19 protein-coding genes are annotated in these 20,628 nt (G+C 53.0%); 15 read left to right on the top strand and 4 right to left on the bottom strand.

Translation table 11 applies throughout. The features are described 5' to 3' along the window. The first annotated feature begins 121 nt into the window (after positions 1 to 121). Positions 122 to 1,069, top strand: a complete 948-nt coding sequence (locus GFB57_RS12975; protein WP_008324663.1) for a VirK/YbjX family protein — start codon at positions 122 to 124, stop codon at positions 1,067 to 1,069. On the opposite strand, the gene GFB57_RS12970 is transcribed toward GFB57_RS12975, so the two are convergent. Continuing rightward, on the bottom strand, positions 1,066 to 2,724 hold the full coding sequence (locus GFB57_RS12970; protein ID WP_003036822.1) for an ATP-dependent endonuclease: 1,659 nt from the start codon (positions 2,722 to 2,724) through the stop codon (positions 1,066 to 1,068). The genes GFB57_RS12975 and GFB57_RS12970 overlap by 4 nt on opposite strands. Positions 2,725 to 3,095: 371 nt before the next feature. Between GFB57_RS12970 and aqpZ the strand changes: the two genes are divergently transcribed. From aqpZ to GFB57_RS12945, 5 genes are all read left to right on the top strand, one after another. Beyond that, positions 3,096 to 3,791 (top strand): aquaporin Z, encoded by a 696-nt coding sequence (gene aqpZ / locus GFB57_RS12965; protein ID WP_003840208.1) that lies wholly within the window; start codon positions 3,096 to 3,098, stop codon positions 3,789 to 3,791. Between the two features lie 144 nt (positions 3,792 to 3,935). After that, entirely contained in the window at positions 3,936 to 4,835 is a 900-nt protein-coding gene (locus tag GFB57_RS12960; RefSeq protein WP_003027250.1) for a lysine exporter LysO family protein, read from the top strand. 155 nt (positions 4,836 to 4,990) lie between these two features. Further along, positions 4,991 to 6,643: a hydroxylamine reductase gene (gene hcp, locus GFB57_RS12955; protein ID WP_003840204.1), complete on the top strand. Its 1,653-nt coding sequence runs from the start codon at positions 4,991 to 4,993 to the stop codon at positions 6,641 to 6,643. Between the two features lie 10 nt (positions 6,644 to 6,653). After that, a complete protein-coding gene (hcr, locus tag GFB57_RS12950) occupies positions 6,654 to 7,622 on the top strand; it encodes an NADH oxidoreductase (RefSeq protein WP_003027256.1) in 969 nt (322 codons plus the stop codon). A 201-nt stretch (positions 7,623 to 7,823) separates the two neighbouring features. Then, positions 7,824 to 9,437: an FAD-NAD(P)-binding protein gene (locus GFB57_RS12945; protein WP_003027259.1), complete on the top strand. Its 1,614-nt coding sequence runs from the start codon at positions 7,824 to 7,826 to the stop codon at positions 9,435 to 9,437. 74 nt (positions 9,438 to 9,511) lie between these two features. On the opposite strand, the gene GFB57_RS12940 is transcribed toward GFB57_RS12945, so the two are convergent. After that, complete coding sequence (locus tag GFB57_RS12940) at positions 9,512 to 9,946, bottom strand: DoxX family protein (RefSeq protein WP_003027261.1); 435 nt, start codon at positions 9,944 to 9,946, stop codon at positions 9,512 to 9,514. Positions 9,947 to 10,098: 152 nt separating this feature from the next. Between GFB57_RS12940 and poxB the strand changes: the two genes are divergently transcribed. The 4 genes from poxB (at position 10,099) to GFB57_RS12920 (ending at position 15,526) form a co-directional block, all read left to right on the top strand. Continuing rightward, on the top strand, positions 10,099 to 11,817 hold the full coding sequence (poxB, locus tag GFB57_RS12935; RefSeq protein ID WP_003027264.1) for a ubiquinone-dependent pyruvate dehydrogenase: 1,719 nt from the start codon (positions 10,099 to 10,101) through the stop codon (positions 11,815 to 11,817). Between the two features lie 155 nt (positions 11,818 to 11,972). After that, positions 11,973 to 12,974 carry a low-specificity L-threonine aldolase gene (gene ltaE / locus GFB57_RS12930; protein ID WP_003027267.1) on the top strand — a complete coding sequence of 334 codons (1,002 nt, stop codon included), beginning with the start codon at positions 11,973 to 11,975 and terminating at the stop codon, positions 12,972 to 12,974. 10 nt (positions 12,975 to 12,984) lie between these two features. Beyond that, on the top strand, positions 12,985 to 14,415 hold the full coding sequence (locus GFB57_RS12925; RefSeq protein ID WP_003027270.1) for an SDR family oxidoreductase: 1,431 nt from the start codon (positions 12,985 to 12,987) through the stop codon (positions 14,413 to 14,415). Between the two features lie 97 nt (positions 14,416 to 14,512). Continuing rightward, complete coding sequence (locus tag GFB57_RS12920) at positions 14,513 to 15,526, top strand: NAD(P)-dependent oxidoreductase (protein ID WP_003027273.1); 1,014 nt, start codon at positions 14,513 to 14,515, stop codon at positions 15,524 to 15,526. A gap of 105 nt (positions 15,527 to 15,631) precedes the next feature. Here the strand turns inward: GFB57_RS12920 and GFB57_RS12915 are convergent, their stop codons facing one another. Both GFB57_RS12915 and GFB57_RS12910 read right to left on the bottom strand, forming a co-directional pair. After that, positions 15,632 to 16,462, bottom strand: coding sequence for an N-acetylmuramoyl-L-alanine amidase (locus GFB57_RS12915; RefSeq protein ID WP_003027275.1), 831 nt, complete (start codon positions 16,460 to 16,462; stop codon positions 15,632 to 15,634). Then, positions 16,459 to 16,782, bottom strand: coding sequence for a heavy metal-binding domain-containing protein (locus GFB57_RS12910; RefSeq protein WP_001160725.1), 324 nt, complete (start codon positions 16,780 to 16,782; stop codon positions 16,459 to 16,461). The genes GFB57_RS12915 and GFB57_RS12910 overlap by 4 nt, the downstream gene beginning before the upstream one ends. A 126-nt stretch (positions 16,783 to 16,908) precedes the next feature. Between GFB57_RS12910 and GFB57_RS12905 the strand changes: the two genes are divergently transcribed. The 5 genes from GFB57_RS12905 to artM all read left to right on the top strand — a co-directional run bounded on the left by GFB57_RS12905 (position 16,909) and on the right by artM (position 20,517). Further along, positions 16,909 to 17,424 carry a lipoprotein gene (locus GFB57_RS12905; protein WP_003027292.1) on the top strand — a complete coding sequence of 172 codons (516 nt, stop codon included), beginning with the start codon at positions 16,909 to 16,911 and terminating at the stop codon, positions 17,422 to 17,424. A gap of 225 nt (positions 17,425 to 17,649) precedes the next feature. Then, positions 17,650 to 18,378, top strand: coding sequence for an arginine ABC transporter ATP-binding protein ArtP (artP, locus tag GFB57_RS12900; protein ID WP_003027295.1), 729 nt, complete (start codon positions 17,650 to 17,652; stop codon positions 18,376 to 18,378). A gap of 16 nt (positions 18,379 to 18,394) precedes the next feature. Continuing rightward, positions 18,395 to 19,126, top strand: a complete 732-nt coding sequence (gene artI, locus GFB57_RS12895) for an arginine ABC transporter substrate-binding protein ArtI (protein ID WP_003027298.1) — start codon at positions 18,395 to 18,397, stop codon at positions 19,124 to 19,126. Between the two features lie 6 nt (positions 19,127 to 19,132). Beyond that, positions 19,133 to 19,849, top strand: coding sequence for an arginine ABC transporter permease ArtQ (artQ, locus tag GFB57_RS12890; protein WP_003027301.1), 717 nt, complete (start codon positions 19,133 to 19,135; stop codon positions 19,847 to 19,849). Next, complete coding sequence (gene artM, locus GFB57_RS12885) at positions 19,849 to 20,517, top strand: arginine ABC transporter permease ArtM (protein ID WP_003027306.1); 669 nt, start codon at positions 19,849 to 19,851, stop codon at positions 20,515 to 20,517. Before artQ ends, artM begins: the two co-directional genes overlap by 1 nt. Positions 20,518 to 20,628: the final 111 nt, after the last annotated feature.

Genomic DNA, 20,628 nt, shown 5'->3' with positions numbered 1-20,628 from the left:
GTGCTAAACATCAACGTTAAATAAATCGCCGTTGAAAAGCGCAAGAATAACAGAGTTATTGATGAATGGTTAAGATCCGCTGTGCTGAAATTAGTACCAGGGTATCAATCGGATTTATATTATGAGTCAACTAACTGAAAGCACTTTTCTTTCCACCAAACCCGTCACCAGCTTTGGTCTTTTTTACAGCCTGAGCAGCGGCCATTTACGTCCCGCACATTGCTGGGATAAGCGTAGCTTTCGTCGTAAGTTTATCTGGCGCTCACTCTTGATACCTCGCCTCACCCAGGAATGGATGACAGAACTGGCCCAATGGCCGGATCTTGAAAACCTGCTATCCCACCAACCCCGACTGCCGGTGCGTTTGCATCGTCCTTACCTTGCCGCAAACTTCACCCGTAAAATGCGTTTAGACGCGGTGCGTTTTCATTATAATGTTATCCGCCATGCATTTTTACCCGCAGAATTTAACGCCTTATTAAGCAATGACGGCTTACAGCTGGCGCAAATTGAAGGCAAAGATGGCGATATATTTACCGTAACCATGATGATGTTCCCGGTGCTGGATAAAGAGGGAGAGAGCACTATTCAGGTGCAAAATGGCGACGGCGACGTGCTGACTAAAATGACGTTTACGTTCTGCGAATATAATGGCAAAAGTACATTATTTATTGGCGGTGTGCAGGGCAATGCACAACTTCCTCACGAAGCAATCCAAAAAGCGACCAAGTCCTGTCACGGGATATTCCCAAAACGTATTGTAATGGAAGCCATTTGCCGGTTAGCAGAACGATTGAATATCGATAATGTTATGGCAGTCAGCAATGAACAGCATATCTTTCGCAGCCAACGCTACCACGATAAAAATAAGGTAATTCATTCCGACTACAACGCATTTTGGGAATCGGTTGGCGGCGAGTGCGACAGACACGGGTACTATCATATTCCGCGCACGCTGGCGCGAAAAAGCGAGGCGGATATTGCCAGCAAAAAACGCGCAGAATACCGCCGCCGCTATCAGCTAATGGACAGCATCCATTCGCAGCTGTCGTCGATGTTTCACCACTAATCCGCTCTACCGCGTGCCAGCCACAGCACGCGGGAAAACATTTTTCGCAGCAGCGTTGGCACTGCGTCAACGCCGCGCCGCCCGGCTTCCATCGCTACCTCAATGGCTAAATCCGGTTTTGACGAACGATGTATCGCCTTGGAGATAATTTTGCGCATGTTCATGGGCACGTTCTCCGGGATTTGCGCCACCCGGTGAAAGACGTCAGCAAACCCCTGGCGATACATAAAGTGTTCCATATCCAGCGCGGGGAGCATGGTCAAATGCTCACGCTCTTCCTCTCTGTCGTCATTCAATAAGCTACGTACCGTGGCCGCATACTTTTTTCCGGCCTCATCACCATCGACCAGCACATGCCACTCGATACCCATCCGGCGGGCGAATTTAACCAGCGGCTTAAGGCCGGACTGGGCGAATTCAATAACTTTAATCCCTTCTGCATCAAAGTGATGTCCGCACTGACGGGCCAGTTCGTTAATAACCCAGGTTTCCGTTTCGCCTTCTACCAGCAACCAGCAGCGGGCAAACAACGATGACGCACGATTAAAACGAATATGAAATGCGATTCGCCGACCATCTTCTGCACTGATCCCACCCGGCCCCAGCCGCCAGGCGGCGACGCGGGATGATTCACGAACCAGACGAACAACATGTTCCACGGGCGTAAGGGACAACAGCTCACCGGAGTTGGTTGTCGCCACTCGCTGCAGAGGCAGTAAATTCAACAAGTGCCAGGCCACCGACAGCATGATGGGATGTAAACGCGTTTCCGGATCTTCCACCAGCAATAAAGGTCGGGCGTCTTTATCCAGCCTCAGCGTGCCTTTGGCCTGCAACAGGGTCGAAAACAGGCCCAACAGAATAACCCGGTGCGTACGTCCGCCGGGTTTATCAATCATGCGGTTAATAATGTCCAGATAGCGCCAGCTCCGTTGTTCGTTATTGGAGCGACGGCGCATCAGACGGTAACGGGACTGGCCAGCCCCCTGCTCGGAAAAATAGTGCTCCAACAACTGCACCATGGCCGATAACCCCTGGCGGATCTGCCCGTCGGTCAGGTTTTGCGGTCGGGTAGCCAGCTCACGCGCCAGAAAATCCAGTTGGCGGGCGGTGACTTCGACGTCCGCCGAATCCGGCACGGTACCGTTGCGGATCCGTCGCATAAACCGCGCGTCGCGCAGACGCAGTACCGGCATCAGGCGCACAAGATGCCGCGCCTGATCGTTAATGTCATCGAGAGGTAATGGATGGCCGTCGCCGTCAAGAAAACTGCGCAAGGTCAGAACGCTACCGTCATCCGCACACTCGCCTTCCAGACGATAAAAAATGCGGTGATAGCCATCCTGGCACGGCGTCCAGCTGGCTTCCAGAGGGCGATAGCGACGTACCCGGTGACGACCCGGCTGGGATTCACGAAACGTCAGGATAATGTGCAGGTGGTGTTCCCGGCCCTGTATATCGCCCGGCGGGAACCAGAAATCCTCGCGGACAAAATGATACAAGTCTGGCTCCGGCGACAGCAGCAGGGTTAAGGCATCCAGCAGACTGGATTTACCCCACGCGTTCTCCCCAATCAGCACGTTGCTCTGCTCCAGCATCAACGACAGACGGTTAATACCACGAAATCCAACAATCTCAACGCGTTCGAGAATCATATAGCCTCCGGAAATGCTAACTTTTTCCTTCAAGTTATCAGGAGTATAACGGCAAGCGGGTGCTCAGGACACCCGATATCAATCTGGCGTGAATCGCAAAAGCAAAAAAAATAAGAATATTCTTCTTATGTTTTCTCCTGAATATAATTTCAGAACTTAATCATCGTCCTTTCGCTAGTTGGACTATGCTTCATTCATCCAAGATTCAAAAAGGAATCGCAACATATTGCCTTAAATCAAATTTTTTCATCAATTTAACTGGCGAAGGGATGATATTTTTTTCTAAAATACCCGCTCTTTCATCATCGTCCCTTTTAGCGATGAATTACCGGGCAAGGAATACGAACCCGGAACTTTTAATTGAGGTGGTTATGTTCAGGAAATTAGCAGCTGAATTCTTCGGTACGTTTTGGCTCGTTTTTGGTGGGTGCGGTAGTGCAGTGCTGGCAGCCGCATTCCCGGAATTGGGAATTGGATTTGCCGGTGTCGCGCTGGCATTCGGCCTGACCGTATTAACCATGGCATTCGCCGTGGGTCATATTTCAGGTGGGCATTTTAACCCGGCGGTAACCTTCGGTTTATGGGCTGGCGGTCGTTTCCCGGCAAAAGATGTTATTGGTTACGTTATTGCTCAGGTTGTAGGCGGTATTGTTGCAGCAGCGGCGCTGTATCTTATTGCCAGCGGTAAAGCAGGTTTTGATGCAACGGCCAGTGGTTTTGCTTCAAACGGCTTTGGTGAACATTCACCAGGCGGTTATTCCATGCTTTCTGCCGTCGTCATTGAAATTATTCTGACCGCAGGCTTCTTATTAGTGATCCACGGCGCGACCGATAAACATGCTCCGGCAGGTTTTGCACCTATCGCAATTGGTCTGGCGTTAACTCTGATCCACTTGATCAGTATTCCAGTCACCAACACCTCCGTAAACCCGGCACGTAGTACCGCAGTAGCCATTTTCCAGGGCGGCTGGGCATTGCAACAATTGTGGTTCTTCTGGGTTATGCCGATTATCGGTGGGGTACTCGGCGGCCTTATTTACCGCACTCTGCTGGAAAAACGCGATTAATCGCTAACAAAAAAGGCCTGGCGCAAGTCAGGTCTTTTTTATCCTCTCTATATTTCCTTTGATTTGCAACTTTACTCCCCTCTTTGCTTTGAGTAGTGTGTGCTAGCGCATTTCGTCTTACTTCTCAGCAAGGATCTGGTTTTCATGTTTTCAGGGCTGTTAATCATTCTGGTTCCCCTTATTGTGGGCTACCTTATTCCGCTCCGGCACAGGACTGCATTACAACTTATCAATCGCCTGTTGAGCTGGATCGTCTACCTTATTCTCTTTTTTATGGGTATTAGCCTGGCGTTTCTGGATAATCTCGCCAGCAACCTGTTAGCTATTCTTCATTATTCTGCAGTCAGCGTGACGGTCATTATACTGTGTAATATTGCGGCGCTGTTCTGGCTGGAGCGTTCGCTGCCCTGGAGACACAACCACAAGCAAGAAAAGCTCCCCTCGCGAATTGCAATGGCGCTTGAGTCGCTCCAGCTTTGCGGCGTCGTCGTCATCGGTTTCCTGCTCGGCCTCACTGGGCTTTCCATTCTGCAGCATGCCACCGAAGCCAGCGAATATACGTTAATCTTTTTACTGTTCCTGGTGGGGATCCAGCTGCGCAACAGCGGTATGACCTTAAAGCAAATTGTGCTGAACCGTCGGGGGATGATCGTAGCCGTCGTCGTCGTCGCCAGTTCGATGCTGGCGGGGGTTATCAATGCATTGATCCTCGGTCTGCCGCTGAAAACCGCGCTGGCGATGGCATCAGGTTTTGGCTGGTATTCCCTGTCCGGTATTCTGTTGACCGAATCGTTCGGACCCGTAATTGGTAGTGCCGCCTTCTTTAACGACCTGGCCCGTGAACTGATCGCCATTATGTTGATTCCAGGAATGGTGGGCCGCAGCCGCTCTACCGCGCTGGGATTATGCGGGGCGACATCAATGGATTTCACCCTGCCCGTTTTACAACGCAGCGGCGGCCTGGAAATGGTCCCGGCAGCCATCGTCCACGGCTTTATTTTGAGTCTGTTAGTGCCTCTGCTGATGGCGTTTTTCTCCGCCTGACGCCCGGGCAAATACCTCTCTGGCGGTAGTCAGCTACCGCCAAAATTGCGCTAAATCAATCTCCCTGCAAGTAGTAGCAGAAATCCCTTTTATCCCTACGCGCACAGGCATAATCTTAAACATGTATATTAAATATAACTTTAAAAGGTGTGACCATGTTTTGTGTGCAATGTGAACAAACCATCCGTACTCCGGCAGGAAACGGCTGCTCTTACGCGCAGGGTATGTGCGGTAAAACGGCTGAAACCTCCGATTTGCAGGATCTGCTGATTGCTTCCCTACAAGGTCTGTCTGCATGGGCTGTTAAAGCACGTGAATACGGCATCATCGACCATGAGGTTGATAACTTTGCGCCGCGTGCGTTCTTCTCCACGCTGACTAACGTAAACTTCGATTCCCCGCGTATTGTTGGCTATGCCCGTGAAGCTATCGCCATGCGCGACGCCCTGAAAGCACAATGCCTGAACATCGACGCGAACGCAGCTGTCACCAACCCGATGGCCGATCTGCAACTGGTCAGCGACGATCTGGGAGACCTGCAACGTCAGGCCGCTGAATTCACCCCGAATAAAGACAAAGCGACCATCGGCGATAATATCCTCGGCCTGCGTCTGCTGTGTCTGTACGGCCTGAAAGGTGCGGCAGCTTACATGGAGCACGCCCACGTCCTTGGTCAGTACGACAACGATATCTATGCTCAGTACCACAAAATCATGGCGTGGCTGGGTACCTGGCCTTCCGATATGAACGCTCTTCTGGAGTGTTCAATGGAAATCGGCCAGATGAACTTCAAAGTGATGAGCATTCTGGACGCCGGTGAAACCACTAAATACGGTCACCCGACCCCGACTCAGGTCAACGTAAAAGCAACCGAAGGTAAGTGCATCCTGATCTCCGGTCACGACCTGAAAGATTTGTACAACCTGCTTGAGCAGACTGAAGGCACCGGTGTTAACGTTTATACCCACGGTGAAATGCTGCCAGCACACGGCTATCCGGAACTGCGTAAGTTCAAACACCTAATCGGTAACTACGGCAGCGGCTGGCAGAACCAGCAGGTTGAATTCGCCCGCTTCCCTGGCCCAATCGTGATGACTTCTAACTGCATCATCGACCCAACCGTTGGCGCCTACGACGACCGTATCTGGACCCGTAGCATCGTCGGCTGGCCGGGCGTGAGCCACCTTGAAGGTGACGATTTCGGTCCGGTTATCGCACAGGCGCAGCAGATGGCTGGCTTCCCGTACAGTGAAATTCCGCACCTGATCACCGTAGGTTTCGGTCGTCAGACCCTGCTGGGCGCTGCTGATACCCTGATCGACCTGGTGAGCCGCGAAAAACTGCGTCACATCTTCCTGGTTGGCGGTTGTGACGGCGCACGTGGTGAACGTAACTACTTCACCGACTTCGCCACCAGCGTACCAGACGACTGCCTGATTCTGACCCTTGCTTGCGGTAAATACCGTTTCAACAAACTGGAATTCGGCGATATCGAAGGTCTGCCGCGTCTGGTCGATGCCGGTCAGTGTAACGATGCCTACTCTGCCATTATCCTGGCGGTCACCCTGGCAGAGAAACTGGGCTGTGGCGTGAACGATCTGCCGCTGTCTCTGGTGCTCTCCTGGTTCGAACAGAAAGCGATTGTTATTCTGCTGACCCTGCTGTCTCTGGGCGTGAAAAACATCGTCACTGGCCCGACTGCGCCTGGTTTCTTCACACCGGATTTGCTGGCAGTTCTCAACGAGAAATTTGGTCTGCGTTCCGTGACCACCGTTGAAGAAGACATGAAGCAACTGCTGAGCGCGTAAGGAGTAAAGAATGACAATGCCAACTCATCAGTGCCCATGGCGGATGCAGGTTCACCACATCCATCAGGAAACGCCGGATGTATGGACAATTTCGTTGCTGTGCCACGATTATTATCCTTACCGCGCCGGGCAGTATGCACTGGTCAGCGTACGTAATTCAGCGGATACGCTGCGTGCTTACACCATTTCCTCAACACCGGGCGTTAGCGAGTACATTACGTTGACCATCCGCCGGATTGACGATGGCGCAGGTTCACAGTGGCTAACCCGCGACGTGAAGCGCGGCGACTATATCTGGCTGTCCGATGCCATGGGTGAGTTCACCTGTGAAGATAAAGCGGAAGACAAGTTCCTGATGCTGGCCGCAGGCTGTGGCGTTACGCCAATCATGTCAATGCGTCGCTGGTTGGCAAAGTACCGCCCGCAAGCGGATGTACAGGTAATCTTTAACGTTCGCTCGCCGCAAGATGTCATTTTTGCCGACGAGTGGCGTGAATATCCGGTGACATTAGTTGCTGAAAACAATGCCACCGAAGGTTTTGTTTCCGGCCGACTGACTACCGAACTGCTGAAAAGCGTACCGGATCTGACCTCGCGTACCGTGATGACCTGTGGCCCGGCACCGTATATGGATCTGGTCGAGAAAGAAGTCAAAGCACTGGGTGTGACGCGCTTTTTTAAAGAGCAGTTCTTCACACCTGTTGCCGAAGCCGCCACCAGTGGTCTGAAGTTTACCAAGCTACAGCCGGCGAAAGAGTTCTATGCGCCGGTGGGCAGTACGCTGCTGGAAGCGCTGGAAAGCAACAAGGTTCCGGTTGTCGCCGCATGCCGTGCAGGCGTTTGCGGCTGCTGCAAAACCAAAGTGGTTGACGGTAACTACACGGTCAGCAGCACCATGACGCTGACCGACGCAGAAATCGCTGAAGGTTATGTGCTGGCCTGTTCCTGCCATCCGCAGGGTGATTTAGTGCTGGCGTAATTGGCCGGTATCTGATGTGCAAAAGGCTGCCTGGCTGTACCGGGTGGCCTTTTTTTATGCTCTCAGGCGCTGCAAAATTCTGATATTTTCACTCTACCCGGCAAAATACCTCCTTCCCCCCGTGAATTATCGACCACACTTACCCTTCGCAGATTAAGCATAATCCCCGACTACCACGTCGAACTTTCTACAAGGATCCCCATGAAAAAAGTGGCCATTGTCGGCGTCGGTCCCACCGGGATTTATACGTTTCATGCCCTGGTTGAGCGCGGTGAACCGCTGGAAATAGAGCTTTATGAGCAAGCTGAAGAGGCGGGCGTTGGCATGCCTTATAACAGCGACAACAACGCAGACTTCATGCTGGCAAATATAGCCAGCATAGAGATCCCACCGATTTATATCAGTTATCTGACGTGGCTACAGAATCAAAGTGATGACTATCTGGCGCAGTTTCGGATTGAACGTAATTCTTTGCATGAACGGCAATTTTTGCCCCGCGTGCTCCTCGGTGACTATTATCGCGATCGTTTATTCGCTATCGTCGAGAAAGCGCGAGGCTCAGGCTTCACGATTAGCATAAACGAATTAAGCAAAGTCACCGACCTGCAAGTGACCCCGAATGGGGTCTCTCTGTGGATCAATCATGCTTTACAGCCTGTCGAGGTGGACTTCGCCGCTATCGCCACCGGTCATCTGTGGCCTGAAACGGATGTACAGACACGGAAGTTTTTCCCCAGCCCGTGGACCGGTCTGATGGACGTCCAGATTAGCGCTTGCCGGGTAGGAATTCTCGGCACCTCGCTCAGCGCGATTGACGCAGCGATGGCCGTGGCCTGCCAACACGGTGCCTTCACCACCGGGGCTGATAACGCACTCCAGTTTATCTGTAAATCCGACAGCCAAAGCCTGAAGCTGACCCTAATGTCGCGCAGCGGTGTGCTGCCTGAAGCAGATTTTTACTGCCCTCTGCCCTATGAATCGTTGAATATCGCAACGCCTGAAGCAATTGAAGACGTCATTGTCCATGGGCAAAAAGGATTACTGGACCGCATTTTCCGGATTATTGTACAACAACTGCAAGATGCAGCCCCGCAATGGAGCCAAGAGATAGCACTTGAGACGCTCAACGCCGATACATTCCCCGAGGCCTACTTTGCCGACAGGCTTGAGCACGAACCTTTTGAATGGGCGAAGCGCAACCTGATTGAAGTTGAACGCAACAAACAGGAACAGCGTACCGTCGCGTGGCGCTATACCCTGCTGCGGCTACACGAGGTAATCGAAGAGATCGTCCCACATCTTGATCCGCCTGATGAAAAGCGCTTTAAGCAAGGACTGGCGCGCGTGTTTATCGATAATTATGCGGCAATCCCGTCTGAATCAGTCCGCCGACTGCTGGCGCTGCACGACGCCGGGCTGATTGAGATCCTCACACTTGGTGCGGATTATGAGCGTACGAATGAGCAGGAAATGACGGTAATTTACCACCACGGTCGACGCAGCGAATTCGATGTGTTTATTGACGCCCGAGGGCAACGGGCATTGCAGAGCAAAGATATCCCTTTCCCAACGCTACGCCATCAACTGCTGGCCTGTGGCGATGAGATCCCGGACATCGGCGAAGATTACACGCTGCAAGCGCCGGAAAACGCCCGCAATCGCATCGCTTTTGGCGGGCTGCCGTGGTTGATGCACGATCGTCCGTTTATTCAGGGACTGGTTGTCAGTGCTGAAATAGGCGCCGCGATGGCAAGGGCATTGACGCAGCGAGCGCTGAGACGTCGGCACAAACTATGGAACAGTGATGACATATAGATTAGCGACAGATTGAACGACGAGGCGGGCAAACCGTTAGCGCCCCCGCCTCGGTATTGACTCTCAAATGGTAACTATCGCCAGGCAGAATTTCCTGCAACGGAGTAACGCCCCGCCCCCAAAAACGCCACGGCCAGCGCACCGATGAAGAAATACACCAGACTTTCAATCGCCCATGCACCGGTTTTATCCAGTGTCCAGGTTTCGCCCATCCCGACCATCAGCCATGCCACAACCATCGTAAACGCCAGCCCCAACGCTGCCGGACGCGTCAGGATGCCTAGAATAATCAGACACGGCGCTACAACCTCTCCCAGCAGAACGCCGTACGCAATAAAGCCTGGGAAACCTTTCGCTATCAACATACCGCTGATGCCATCAATACCAGCAAACAGTTTATGCAGCCCATGAAACAGCATCAGCCCACCGACGGCAAGGCGTAACAAAAACTTGCCAAAATCTTCGTGAGTCAGTACCCGGTTAACTGTATTTAATAGTTTTATAACCATTTGAATTTATTCCTTGTTTCACCATGTCCAATAACAAACTACGCTTAATACAGATTAAATGAAACCTGCCGGAAATAAGGGGTAATGAGAAGCATAACGATTATCTTCATCTAAACTTGTAACCGGTATCACATTAGAGGAGAAGGAAAACCATGAAACAAACGGTTGCCGCTTTTATTGCTAAAACACTCGAACAAGCTGGCGTTAAACGTATTTGGGGTGTGACGGGAGACTCGCTCAATGGCCTTAGTGACAGTTTGAATCGTATGGGCACGATTGACTGGATGCCAACCCGCCATGAAGAGGTTGCCGCTTTTGCCGCAGGCGCAGAAGCCCAACTGACCGGTGAGCTGGCCGTCTGTGCCGGCTCATGTGGACCGGGAAACCTGCACCTGATTAACGGCCTGTTTGATTGCCACCGCAACCACGTTCCGGTACTGGCAATCGCCGCGCATATTCCATCCAGTGAGATAGGCAGTGGTTATTTTCAGGAGACCCACCCGCAGGAGTTGTTCCGTGAATGTAGCCACTATTGCGAGCTGGTCTCCAGCCCTGAGCAGATCCCCCAGGTGCTGGCTATAGCTATGCGTAAAGCGGTGCTCAACCGTGGCGTCTCCGTGGTGGTATTACCCGGCGACGTGGCGCTGAAGCCCGCCCCTGAAAGCGCCACCACGCACTGGTATCATGCGCCGCTCCCGGTAGTCACCCCGGAAGAGGAAGAGCTGAGAAAACTGGCGCAACTGCTGCGCTACTCCAGCAACATCGCCCTGATGTGCGGCAGCGGCTGCGCCGGTGCGCATAAAGAGCTGGTTGAGTTTGCGGCTAAAATCAAAGCCCCGATCGTGCACGCTCTGCGCGGGAAAGAGCATGTTGAGTACGATAACCCCTATGACGTGGGTATGACCGGGCTGATTGGCTTTTCATCCGGCTTCCATACCATGATGAATGCCGACACGCTGATCCTGCTCGGTACCCAGTTCCCCTATCGCCCGTTCTACCCCACCGACGCCAAAATTATTCAGATTGATATCAATCCGGCGAGTATTGGCGCGCACAGTAAAGTTGATATGGCGCTGGTAGGCGATATTAAATCCACGTTACGCGCCCTACTACCTCTGGTGGAAGAGAAAACCGAGCGGCAGTTCCTGGACAAAGCACTGGAGCACTACCGCGAGGCGCGCAAAGGGCTGGATGATTTAGCCAAACCCAGCGATAAAGCCATTCACCCGCAATATCTGGCGCAACAGATCAGCCACTTTGCCGCTGACGATGCCATCTTTACCTGCGACGTTGGCACGCCAACGGTGTGGGCAGCACGCTATCTGAAAATGAACGGCAAACGTCGCCTGCTCGGATCGTTTAACCACGGGTCGATGGCTAATGCCATGCCGCAGGCACTCGGCGCACAAGCGACCGAACCAGGACGTCAGGTTGTGGCAATGTGCGGTGACGGCGGCTTTAGCATGCTGATGGGCGATTTTCTGTCGGTGGTACAAATGAAGTTACCGGTGAAGATTATTGTCTTCAACAACAGCGTGCTGGGATTTGTGGCGATGGAGATGAAGGCTGGTGGTTATCTGACTGACGGCACCGAACTGCACGACACGAATTTCGCGCGGATTGCCGAGGCCTGTGGCATCACGGGCATTCGCGTAGAGAAATCTTCAGAGGTTGATGAGGCGCTGCAAAGGGCGATGTCAATTGACGGCCCGGTGCTGGTCGATGTGGTGGTGGCGAAAGAAGAGCTGGCGATCCCGCCGCAGATCAAACTCGAACAAGCCAAAGGTTTTAGCCTGTATATGCTGCGCGCAATCATCAGCGGGCGCGGTGATGAAGTGATCGAACTGGCGAAAACTAACTGGCTCAGGTAAAACATCCTTATTAAACCACACACAAAATCATTCATGATGCATCAAGGCGGCAAGCCCGAAAATCCCCAGGAGCATAGGAATACTATGTGACTGGGGTTTGAGGGTGCAGCCAACGCCGAGGCAGCTTGAAGGATGAAGTGTAATAAGGAGATACCATGATTGATTTACGCAGTGATACCGTCACCCGACCCAGTCGCGCCATGCTCGAAGAGATGATGGCCGCCCCGGTCGGGGACGACGTCTACGGTGATGATCCTACCGTTAATGCCCTCCAGCAATACGCGGCCGAGCTTTCTGGCAAAGAAGCTGCCATTTTCTTACCTACCGGCACTCAGGCGAACCTGGTTGCACTGCTCAGCCATTGTCAGCGCGGCGAAGAGTATATCGCCGGTCAGGGCGCGCATAACTATCTCTACGAAGCGGGTGGCGCAGCGGTGCTCGGCAGCATTCAACCGCAACCCATCGATGCCGCGCCGGATGGCTCCCTGCCGCTGGACAAAGTGGCAGCAAAAATCAAAGCAGACGATATCCATTTTGCCCGCACCCGTCTGCTCAGTCTGGAAAACACGCATAACGGCAAAGTGCTGCCGCGCGAGTATCTGAAAGAGGCCTGGGAATTCACCCGGGAGCGCAATCTTGCCCTGCACGTCGACGGCGCGCGTATTTTTAACGCCATCGTCGCCTATGGCTGTGAGCTTAAAGATGTCATGCAATACTGCGACTCGTTCACCATTTGTCTTTCCAAAGGTCTGGGAACGCCGGTAGGCTCGCTGCTGGTCGGCAGCCACGAGTACATCAAGCGTGCCATTCGCTGGCGCAAAATGACCGGCGGCGGCATGCGCCAGGCGGGTATTTTGGCGGCGGCCGGACTGTATGCACTGAAAAATAACGTGGCGCGTTTGCAGGAAGACCATGACAACGCCGCCTGGATGGCGGAGCAACTGCGCGAAGCAGGGGCGGACGTCATGCGCCACGACACCAACATGCTGTTTGTTCGCGTTGGCGAAGAGCACGCGGCCGCGCTGGGTGAATATATGAAAGCGCAGGGTGTGCTGATTAACGCTTCCCCGATTGTGCGCCTGGTGATGCATCTGGACGTATCACGTGAACAACTTGCTGAAGTCGTCGCCCACTGGCGCGCTTTTTTAACCCAATAAGGAGATGGGCGTGCCGCAACGGATTTTGGTTCTTGGCGCCAGTGGCTACATTGGTCAGCATTTGGTGCAGGCGCTCAGTCAGCAAGGGCATCAGGTGTTGGCTGCGGCACGTCGCATTGAACGACTGGAAAAGCAGCAACTGGCCAACGTCAGTTGCCATAAGGTCGATTTGAATTGGCCAGATAACCTCACCCCGCTGCTGGCGGGTGTTGATACGGTTTATTACCTGGTCCATGGCATGGGTGAAGGCGGTGATTTTATCGCCCACGAACGTCAGGTGGCGATGAATGTCCGTGATGCACTGCGTAATACACCGGTCAAACAGCTTATTTTCCTGAGCTCATTACAGGCTCCCCGGCATGAACAATCCGATCATCTGCGTGCGCGACAGATAACCGCAGATACTCTGCGTGAATCAGGCGTGCCAATGACGGAATTGCGTGCGGGCATTATCGTGGGGGCAGGTTCCGCTGCCTTTGAAGTGATGCGCGACATGGTCTACAACCTGCCGGTACTCACCCCTCCGCGCTGGGTACGTTCGCGCACCACACCTATCGCGCTGGAGAATTTGATGTACTACCTGGTGGCGTTGTTGGATCATCCCACGCAACATCACCGCGTACTCGAAGCAGCCGGCCCGCAGGTGTTGAGCTATCAGGAACAGTTCGAGCATTTTATGGCGGTCAGCGGTAAACATCGCCTGCTCATCCCCATCCCCTTCCCTACCCGCTGGATTTCGGTCTGGTTTTTAAACGTCATTACGTCAGTGCCGCCAACCACGGCCAAAGCGCTGATCCAGGGCTTAAAACACGACCTGCTGGCAGATGACACCGCACTACGTGCGCTGATCCCGCAAAAGCTGATTGCCTTTGATGACGCGGTGCGCAGTACGTTGAAGGAAGAAGAGAAGCTGGTCAACTCCAGCGACTGGGGTTACGACGCACAGGCGTTTGCCCGCTGGCGTCCAGAATATGGCTATTTCGCCAAACAAGCTGGCTTTAGCGTTGAAACCTCCGCCAGCAAAAAAGCACTGTGGCAGGTAGTGAATCGACTCGGCGGCAAAGAAGGTTATTTCTTTGGCAATATTCTATGGAAGACGCGCGCGGCGTTGGACCTGCTGGTCGGCCATAAGCTGGCAAAAGGTCGTCCCGAACACCCACTATTGCAAGTTGGCGACACCGTTGATAGCTGGAAAGTCATCATCGTTGAGCCGGAGAAACAGCTGACGCTGCTGTTTGGGATGAAAGCACCGGGATTGGGTCGCCTGAGCTTCACACTGGAAGATAAAGGCGATCATCGACGCATTGATGTACGCGCCTGGTGGCATCCGCACGGTATGCCTGGCCTCTTCTACTGGCTGTTGATGATCCCCGCCCACCTGTTCATTTTCAGGGGGATGGCGAAGCGTATAGCCAAACTTGCAGAACAAATCACAGACTAATGATAAAAAGAGCCTGTATTCTTTCATGTTTCCCATTGCATACAGGCGTATTTCACGGAAGAATGCGCACGACGTTTTTTAAACACAGTGGATTGATATGAAGGTACTGGTTACCGGAGCCACCAGCGGCTTGGGCCGAAACGCGGTTGAATTTTTATGCAGCAAAGGCGTCAGCGTCAGAGCCACCGGTCGCAACGAAGCGATGGGCAAGCTGCTGGAGAAAATGGGCGCAGAGTTTGTGCATGCGGATTTGACCGAGCTGGTTTCTTCGCAAGCAAAAGTGATGCTTGCCGGCATCGACACGCTGTGGCACTGCTCCAGTTTTACCTCACCGTGGGGAACTCAGGAAGCCTTCGATCTGGCCAACGTTCGCGCAACTCGTCGTCTGGGCGAGTGGGCCGTGGCCTGGGGTGTTCGCAACTTCATTCATATCTCCTCGCCGTCGCTCTATTTTGATTATCACCACCATCGCGATATCAAAGAGGACTTTCGCCCGCACCGCTTCGCCAATGAATTTGCCCGCAGCAAAGCAGCTGGCGAAGACGTGATTGCGTTGCTGGCGCAGGCCAACCCGCAGACGCGTTTTACGGTATTGCGTCCGCAAAGCCTGTTCGGACCACACGATAAGGTCTTTATCCCGCGCCTGGCCCATATGATGTACCACTATGGCAGCATCCTGTTGCCGCACGGCGGAAGTGCGCAGGTAGATATGACCTACTACGAAAATGCAGTGCACGCGATGTGGCTGGCAAGTCAGCAAGCCTGCGATAAGCTGCCGTCAGGTCGCGCGTACAACATTACCAACGGCGAGCATCGCACTCTGCGCAGCATTGTGCAGAAGCTCATCGACGAGCTGAATATTGATTGTCGGATCCGCTCCGTTCCCTACCCGATGCTGGACATGATTGCCCGCAGCATGGAGCGTTTAGGCAATAAATCGGCAAAAGAGCCAAAGCTGACGCATTACGGCGTCTCGAAGCTAAATTTTGATTTTACGCTGGATACTACCCGCGCTCAGGAAGAGTTGGGTTATCAGCCCATTGTGACGCTGGATGCAGGGATTGAACGTACCGCGGCCTGGCTGCGCGACCACGGTAAGCTGCCGCGTTAACCATTGCCGGATGGCGGCGCAAGCGCCTTATCCGGCCTACAAAATCCAGCCTAAATTAGCCGTAGGCCTGATAAGCGAAGCACCATCAGGCATTGGTATTCTGCGTTAACCCTGCCCGTATTTTTCCAGTAACGCTTCGGCAATCGCCTGAGTTTCTGCATCCGCCACGCCGTTCCACAGCGTCGGGCGGAAGTGCATCTGGAAGGCCATAATCACCCGCTGCTGTTCGCGCGGCGTCATATCAGATTTTATCTCATAGCCGTAACGCGACAGCAGATCGAGTAAAGATTCGGTTGCTACCGGCGTATGAGGCGCTCGCCCGGCAAGATAAAACGCTACGCGCTGAGTGTCCGGCCACGCGCCAATTCCCTGTTCGGCCAGCACTTTCCATGGGAAAAGCGGTCCAGGATCGTCCTTACGTTGCGGCGCGATGTCCGCATGGGCTACCACGTTCTGCGGTTTTATGTCGTAGCGGGCGATAATATCTTTCGCCAATGGGATCAGCGCCTGAATCTGCGCGGGCTCAAACGGCGCAAAATATTTTATCCCTGCCGATTTTTGCCAGCCGCGGTTTTCCAGCTCAATGCCAATTGAGGTATCGTTAATACGCGTAGCGCCACGCCAGAAGCTAATCCCCGCATGCCAGGCCAGATCTTTTTCCGGCACCAGTTGCCAGATACGCGGTTTGCCGTGGTAGAGCGGCGGCACAGCCGGGATCAAATAGTGCGAGCTGACGTTTTTATCGGTCAGCGTAGCCAGAGAAGAGTCAAAATCATCGGCCGTGTAATGGATAACCAGCACTTTAATGCGTGGATAAGCAGCCTGTGCCTGACGGCGGGTATCTAACTGATACCCGTCTTTGTCGACTATCCCTTTTTCGCCAGCACATCCCACCAGCAACAGCGTAAATGCCAGCAGACACAACAGACGCTTCATCGGCGAGTTTTCACCGCGGTACCGCTGACGCTCACCATCAGCATACTGCCGTCTTTGCCCACGGTTTCGTAATCAATATCAATACCGACCACCGCATCAGCACCCAGCGCTTTGGCCTGTTCGCCCAGCTCCTGGAAAGCAATTTCACGCGCTTTACGCAGCTCTTTTTCATACGCGCCGGAGCGACCGCCGACAATATCGCGAATGCCGGCGAAAAAATCGCGGAAAATATTCGCGCCTAAAATGGCTTCGCCAGTCACAACACCGCAGTATTCCACGATGCTCTGCCCTTCCAGCGTAGGGGTAGTCGAAAACTGCATGGTTAATCTCCTTTTTGCGCTAAGAGCACGATCTCAAAAGCATTATCGAACCGATCCACTATCATTGAAAGGATATATTCTATCAACGTAGAACACTAATAGTAGAAAGCTAATAAGGAAATCATTATGCGCTACTCGAAACTCTCTCTGCTGGTTCCATTTGCACTACTTCTCAGCGCCTGTACGACCGTGACGCCGGTCTATAAAGATAACGGCACGCGTAGCGGTTCATGCGTAGAAGGCGGGCCAGACAGCGTGGCTCAACAATTCTATGATTACCGTATTCAGCATCGAAACAATGATCTTACCCCACTTCGTCCATACCTTAGCGACAACCTGGCTAAACTGCTGACCGACGCCAGCCGCGATAATGCACACCGCGACCTGTTTAACAGCGATCCGTTCTCCAGTCGGGCTACGTTACCGGACAGTGCCAGCGTCGCCAGCGCATCGACTATTCCGAATAGTGATGCACGCAACATTCCGCTACGCGTAGAGCTGAAACAGGGTGACCAGAGCTGGCGTGATGAAGTGCTGATGATCCGCGAAGGCCAGTGCTGGGTCGTTGATGATGTACGCTATCTGGGCGGCAGCGTACACGCGCCAGCCGGGACGTTGCGCCAGTCTGTCGAAAACCGTTAATCGCGTCATTTACTCGCCCAAATCATAACCCCCATTAATTGTCTGGCATTCTGCATAGAATGCCGACAATTATTCTTGCCCACTGGTGGCCCCGCTATTTTGTGCTATGTTTAGAGAAGAATGCGGTTTGCATTTAACTTTTAACGCATAAATATTGCATAACTATTCTGTCAAAGGTAGTATCTGCGGCTTCAATAGCTATCAGACTGCCAGTATCGAGTGTCAATGAGTATTCAATTAAACGGCATTAACTGCTTCTACGGCGCACATCAGGCGCTGTTCGATATCACGCTGGATTGCCCTCAGGGTGAAACACTGGTGTTACTTGGCCCAAGTGGAGCCGGGAAAAGCTCGCTACTGCGCGTACTCAACCTGCTTGAGATGCCGCGCTCAGGCACGCTCTCTATTGCGGGTAACCGTTTCGACTTCACGAAAACCCCGTCAGATAAAGCCATTCGGGATCTGCGTCAAAACGTGGGCATGGTCTTCCAGCAATATAATCTTTGGCCGCATCTCACGGTGGTGCAGAACCTGATTGAAGCGCCCTGCCGCGTACTGGGGCTGACGAAAGAGCAAGCGATGGCGCGTGCCGAGAAACTGCTGGAACGACTGCGTCTGAAGCCGTACAGCGATCGCTATCCACTGCATCTGTCCGGCGGCCAGCAGCAGCGTGTGGCCATTGCCCGCGCGTTGATGATGGAACCACAGGTGCTGCTGTTTGATGAGCCTACCGCAGCGCTTGACCCGGAAATCACCGCCCAAATCGTCAGCATCATTCGTGAGCTGGCAGAAACCAATATTACTCAGGTGATCGTCACCCACGAAGTGGAAGTTGCTCGTAAAACGGCCAGTCGCGTGGTGTACATGGAAAACGGTCATATCGTCGAGTTTGGGGATGCGAGCTGCTTTGCCAACCCGCAAACCGAAGCGTTTAAAAACTATCTTTCTCACTAAGATTCGGGACAATACAATGAAAAAAGTTCTGATTGCCGCGCTAATCGCAGGTTTTAGCCTTTCCGCTACCGCAGCCCAAACCATTCGTTTCGCCACCGAAGCGTCTTATCCTCCGTTTGAATCGATCGATGCTAACAACAAGATCGTAGGGTTTGACGTTGATCTGGCGAATGCGCTGTGTAAAGAGATTGACGCTACCTGTACCTTCACCAATCAGGCCTTCGACAGCCTGATCCCGAGCCTGAAATTCCGTCGTTTTGACGCGGTGATGGCCGGTATGGACATCACGCCTGAGCGTGAAAAACAGGTTCTGTTCACCACCCCTTACTACGACAACTCTGCGCTGTTTGTTGGCCAACAGGGTAAATACACCAGCATTGATCAGCTGAAAGGCAAAAAAGTCGGCGTTCAAAACGGGACGACGCACCAGAAATTCATCATGGATAAACATCCGGAAGTGACTACCGTGCCGTATGACAGCTATCAGAATGCCAAACTCGATCTGCAAAACGGTCGTATTGACGGCGTCTTTGGTGATACCGCAGTAGTAACAGAGTGGCTGAAAGACAATCCAAAACTGGCCGCGGTTGGCGACAAAGTCACTGATAAAGATTACTTCGGTACCGGTCTGGGCATCGCTGTGCGCCAGGGCAATACCGAGCTGCAGCAGAAATTTAACGCTGCGCTGGAAAAAGTGAAGAAAGATGGGACTTACGAGACCATCTACAACAAATGGTTCCAGAAGTAATATTTGATGAATGAATTTTTTCCTTTAGCAAGCGCCGCCGGGATGACCGTCGGCCTTGCCGTTTGTGCGCTGATCATTGGCCTTGCGCTCGCCATGTTTTTTGCCGTCTGGGAGTCAGTAAAATGGCGCCCGGTGGCATGGGCGGGCTCGGCCCTGGTCACCATCCTGCGCGGTCTGCCAGAAATTCTGGTGGTTTTGTTTATCTATTTCGGATCCTCACAACTGCTGCTGACGCTGGCCGATGGCTTTACGATCAATCTCGGGTTTGTACAAATCCCGGTTCAGATGCAGATCGAAAACTTCGACGTCAGCCCGTTCCTGTGCGGTGTCATTGCACTGTCATTGCTGTATGCCGCTTACGCGTCGCAAACGCTGCGTGGCGCGCTGAAGGCCGTGCCACTCGGGCAATGGGAGTCAGGTCAGGCGTTAGGTTTGTCTAAAGCCGCGATCTTCTTTCGTCTGGTGATGCCGCAGATGTGGCGTCATGCCTTACCGGGACTGGGTAACCAGTGGCTGGTATTGCTGAAAGATACCGCGCTGGTCAGCCTTATCAGCGTGAACGATCTGATGCTGCAAACCAAGAGCATCGCTACCCGTACCCAGGAGCCGTTTACCTGGTACATTGTGGCGGCCGCTATTTACCTGGTGATTACGCTGGTGAGTCAGTACATTCTCAAACGCATTGACCTGCGCGCGACACGTTTTGAGCGGAGACCAGGCTGATGCTTGAGTATTTACCTGAATTGTTGAAAGGGCTGCATACCAGCCTGACGCTGACGGTCGCCTCCATCGTGGTTGCTCTGGTGCTGGCGCTGATCTTCACCGTCATCCTGACGCTGAAAACGCCGGTACTGGTGTGGCTGGTTCGCGCTTATATCACGCTGTTTACCGGTACACCGCTGCTGGTGCAAATCTTCCTGATCTACTACGGACCAGGACAGTTTCCGACGTTGCAAGAATATCCGGTACTTTGGCACCTGCTCTCTGAACCCTGGTTATGCGCCTTAATTGCGCTGTCGTTAAACAGTGCGGCCTACACTACGCAACTGTTCTACGGCGCTATCCGTGCAATCCCGGAAGGCCAGTGGCAGTCCTGCGGTGCATTGGGGATGAGCAAAAAGGATACGCTGGCGATTCTGTTGCCGTACGCCTTTAAACGCGCCCTCTCCTCATATTCCAACGAAGTGGTGCTGGTATTTAAAAGTACCTCACTGGCTTACACCATCACCCTGATGGAAGTCATGGGTTATAGCCAGCTGCTGTACGGCCGTACTTATGACGTTATGGTATTCGGTGCTGCGGGTGTGATTTACCTGATCGTCAACGGCTTGCTGACGCTGATGATGCGCTTAATCGAACGTAAAGCGCTGGCGTTTGAACATCGGGATTAAATCGGTATTTGTGCCTTTGTAGGTCGGATAAGGTCTAACGCCGCCATCTGAAAAATGTGCATAAGCAAAAAACACAAAGACGGACAAAAACCTAAATTGTCCGTCTTTTTT

Origin of the sequence: Citrobacter sp. S39 (assembly GCF_009495675.1) — a bacterium.
Lineage (GTDB): Bacteria > Pseudomonadota > Gammaproteobacteria > Enterobacterales > Enterobacteriaceae > Citrobacter > Citrobacter freundii.
The sequence above is the reverse complement of the archived record's forward strand: the minus strand, read 5'-3'. Positions and strand labels throughout refer to the sequence as shown.

What these genes read in the sequence shown, in the direction of transcription:
- GFB57_RS12940 (WP_003027261.1), bottom strand. Translation starts at nt 9,946, where the DNA reads ATGGTTATAAAACTATTAAATACAGTTAACCGGGTACTGACTCACGAA.
- GFB57_RS12910 (WP_001160725.1), bottom strand. Translation starts at nt 16,782, where the DNA reads ATGCAGTTTTCGACTACCCCTACGCTGGAAGGGCAGAGCATCGTGGAA.
- GFB57_RS12920 (WP_003027273.1), top strand. Translation starts at nt 14,513, where the DNA reads ATGAAGGTACTGGTTACCGGAGCCACCAGCGGCTTGGGCCGAAACGCG.
- hcr (WP_003027256.1), top strand. Translation starts at nt 6,654, where the DNA reads ATGACAATGCCAACTCATCAGTGCCCATGGCGGATGCAGGTTCACCAC.
- artI (WP_003027298.1), top strand. Translation starts at nt 18,395, where the DNA reads ATGAAAAAAGTTCTGATTGCCGCGCTAATCGCAGGTTTTAGCCTTTCC.
- GFB57_RS12915 (WP_003027275.1), bottom strand. Translation starts at nt 16,462, where the DNA reads ATGAAGCGTCTGTTGTGTCTGCTGGCATTTACGCTGTTGCTGGTGGGA.
- hcp (WP_003840204.1), top strand. Translation starts at nt 4,991, where the DNA reads ATGTTTTGTGTGCAATGTGAACAAACCATCCGTACTCCGGCAGGAAAC.
- GFB57_RS12970 (WP_003036822.1), bottom strand. Translation starts at nt 2,724, where the DNA reads ATGATTCTCGAACGCGTTGAGATTGTTGGATTTCGTGGTATTAACCGT.
- aqpZ (WP_003840208.1), top strand. Translation starts at nt 3,096, where the DNA reads ATGTTCAGGAAATTAGCAGCTGAATTCTTCGGTACGTTTTGGCTCGTT.
- GFB57_RS12975 (WP_008324663.1), top strand. Translation starts at nt 122, where the DNA reads ATGAGTCAACTAACTGAAAGCACTTTTCTTTCCACCAAACCCGTCACC.
- artP (WP_003027295.1), top strand. Translation starts at nt 17,650, where the DNA reads ATGAGTATTCAATTAAACGGCATTAACTGCTTCTACGGCGCACATCAG.
- GFB57_RS12945 (WP_003027259.1), top strand. Translation starts at nt 7,824, where the DNA reads ATGAAAAAAGTGGCCATTGTCGGCGTCGGTCCCACCGGGATTTATACG.
- artQ (WP_003027301.1), top strand. Translation starts at nt 19,133, where the DNA reads ATGAATGAATTTTTTCCTTTAGCAAGCGCCGCCGGGATGACCGTCGGC.
- GFB57_RS12905 (WP_003027292.1), top strand. Translation starts at nt 16,909, where the DNA reads ATGCGCTACTCGAAACTCTCTCTGCTGGTTCCATTTGCACTACTTCTC.
- poxB (WP_003027264.1), top strand. Translation starts at nt 10,099, where the DNA reads ATGAAACAAACGGTTGCCGCTTTTATTGCTAAAACACTCGAACAAGCT.
- ltaE (WP_003027267.1), top strand. Translation starts at nt 11,973, where the DNA reads ATGATTGATTTACGCAGTGATACCGTCACCCGACCCAGTCGCGCCATG.
- artM (WP_003027306.1), top strand. Translation starts at nt 19,849, where the DNA reads ATGCTTGAGTATTTACCTGAATTGTTGAAAGGGCTGCATACCAGCCTG.
- GFB57_RS12960 (WP_003027250.1), top strand. Translation starts at nt 3,936, where the DNA reads ATGTTTTCAGGGCTGTTAATCATTCTGGTTCCCCTTATTGTGGGCTAC.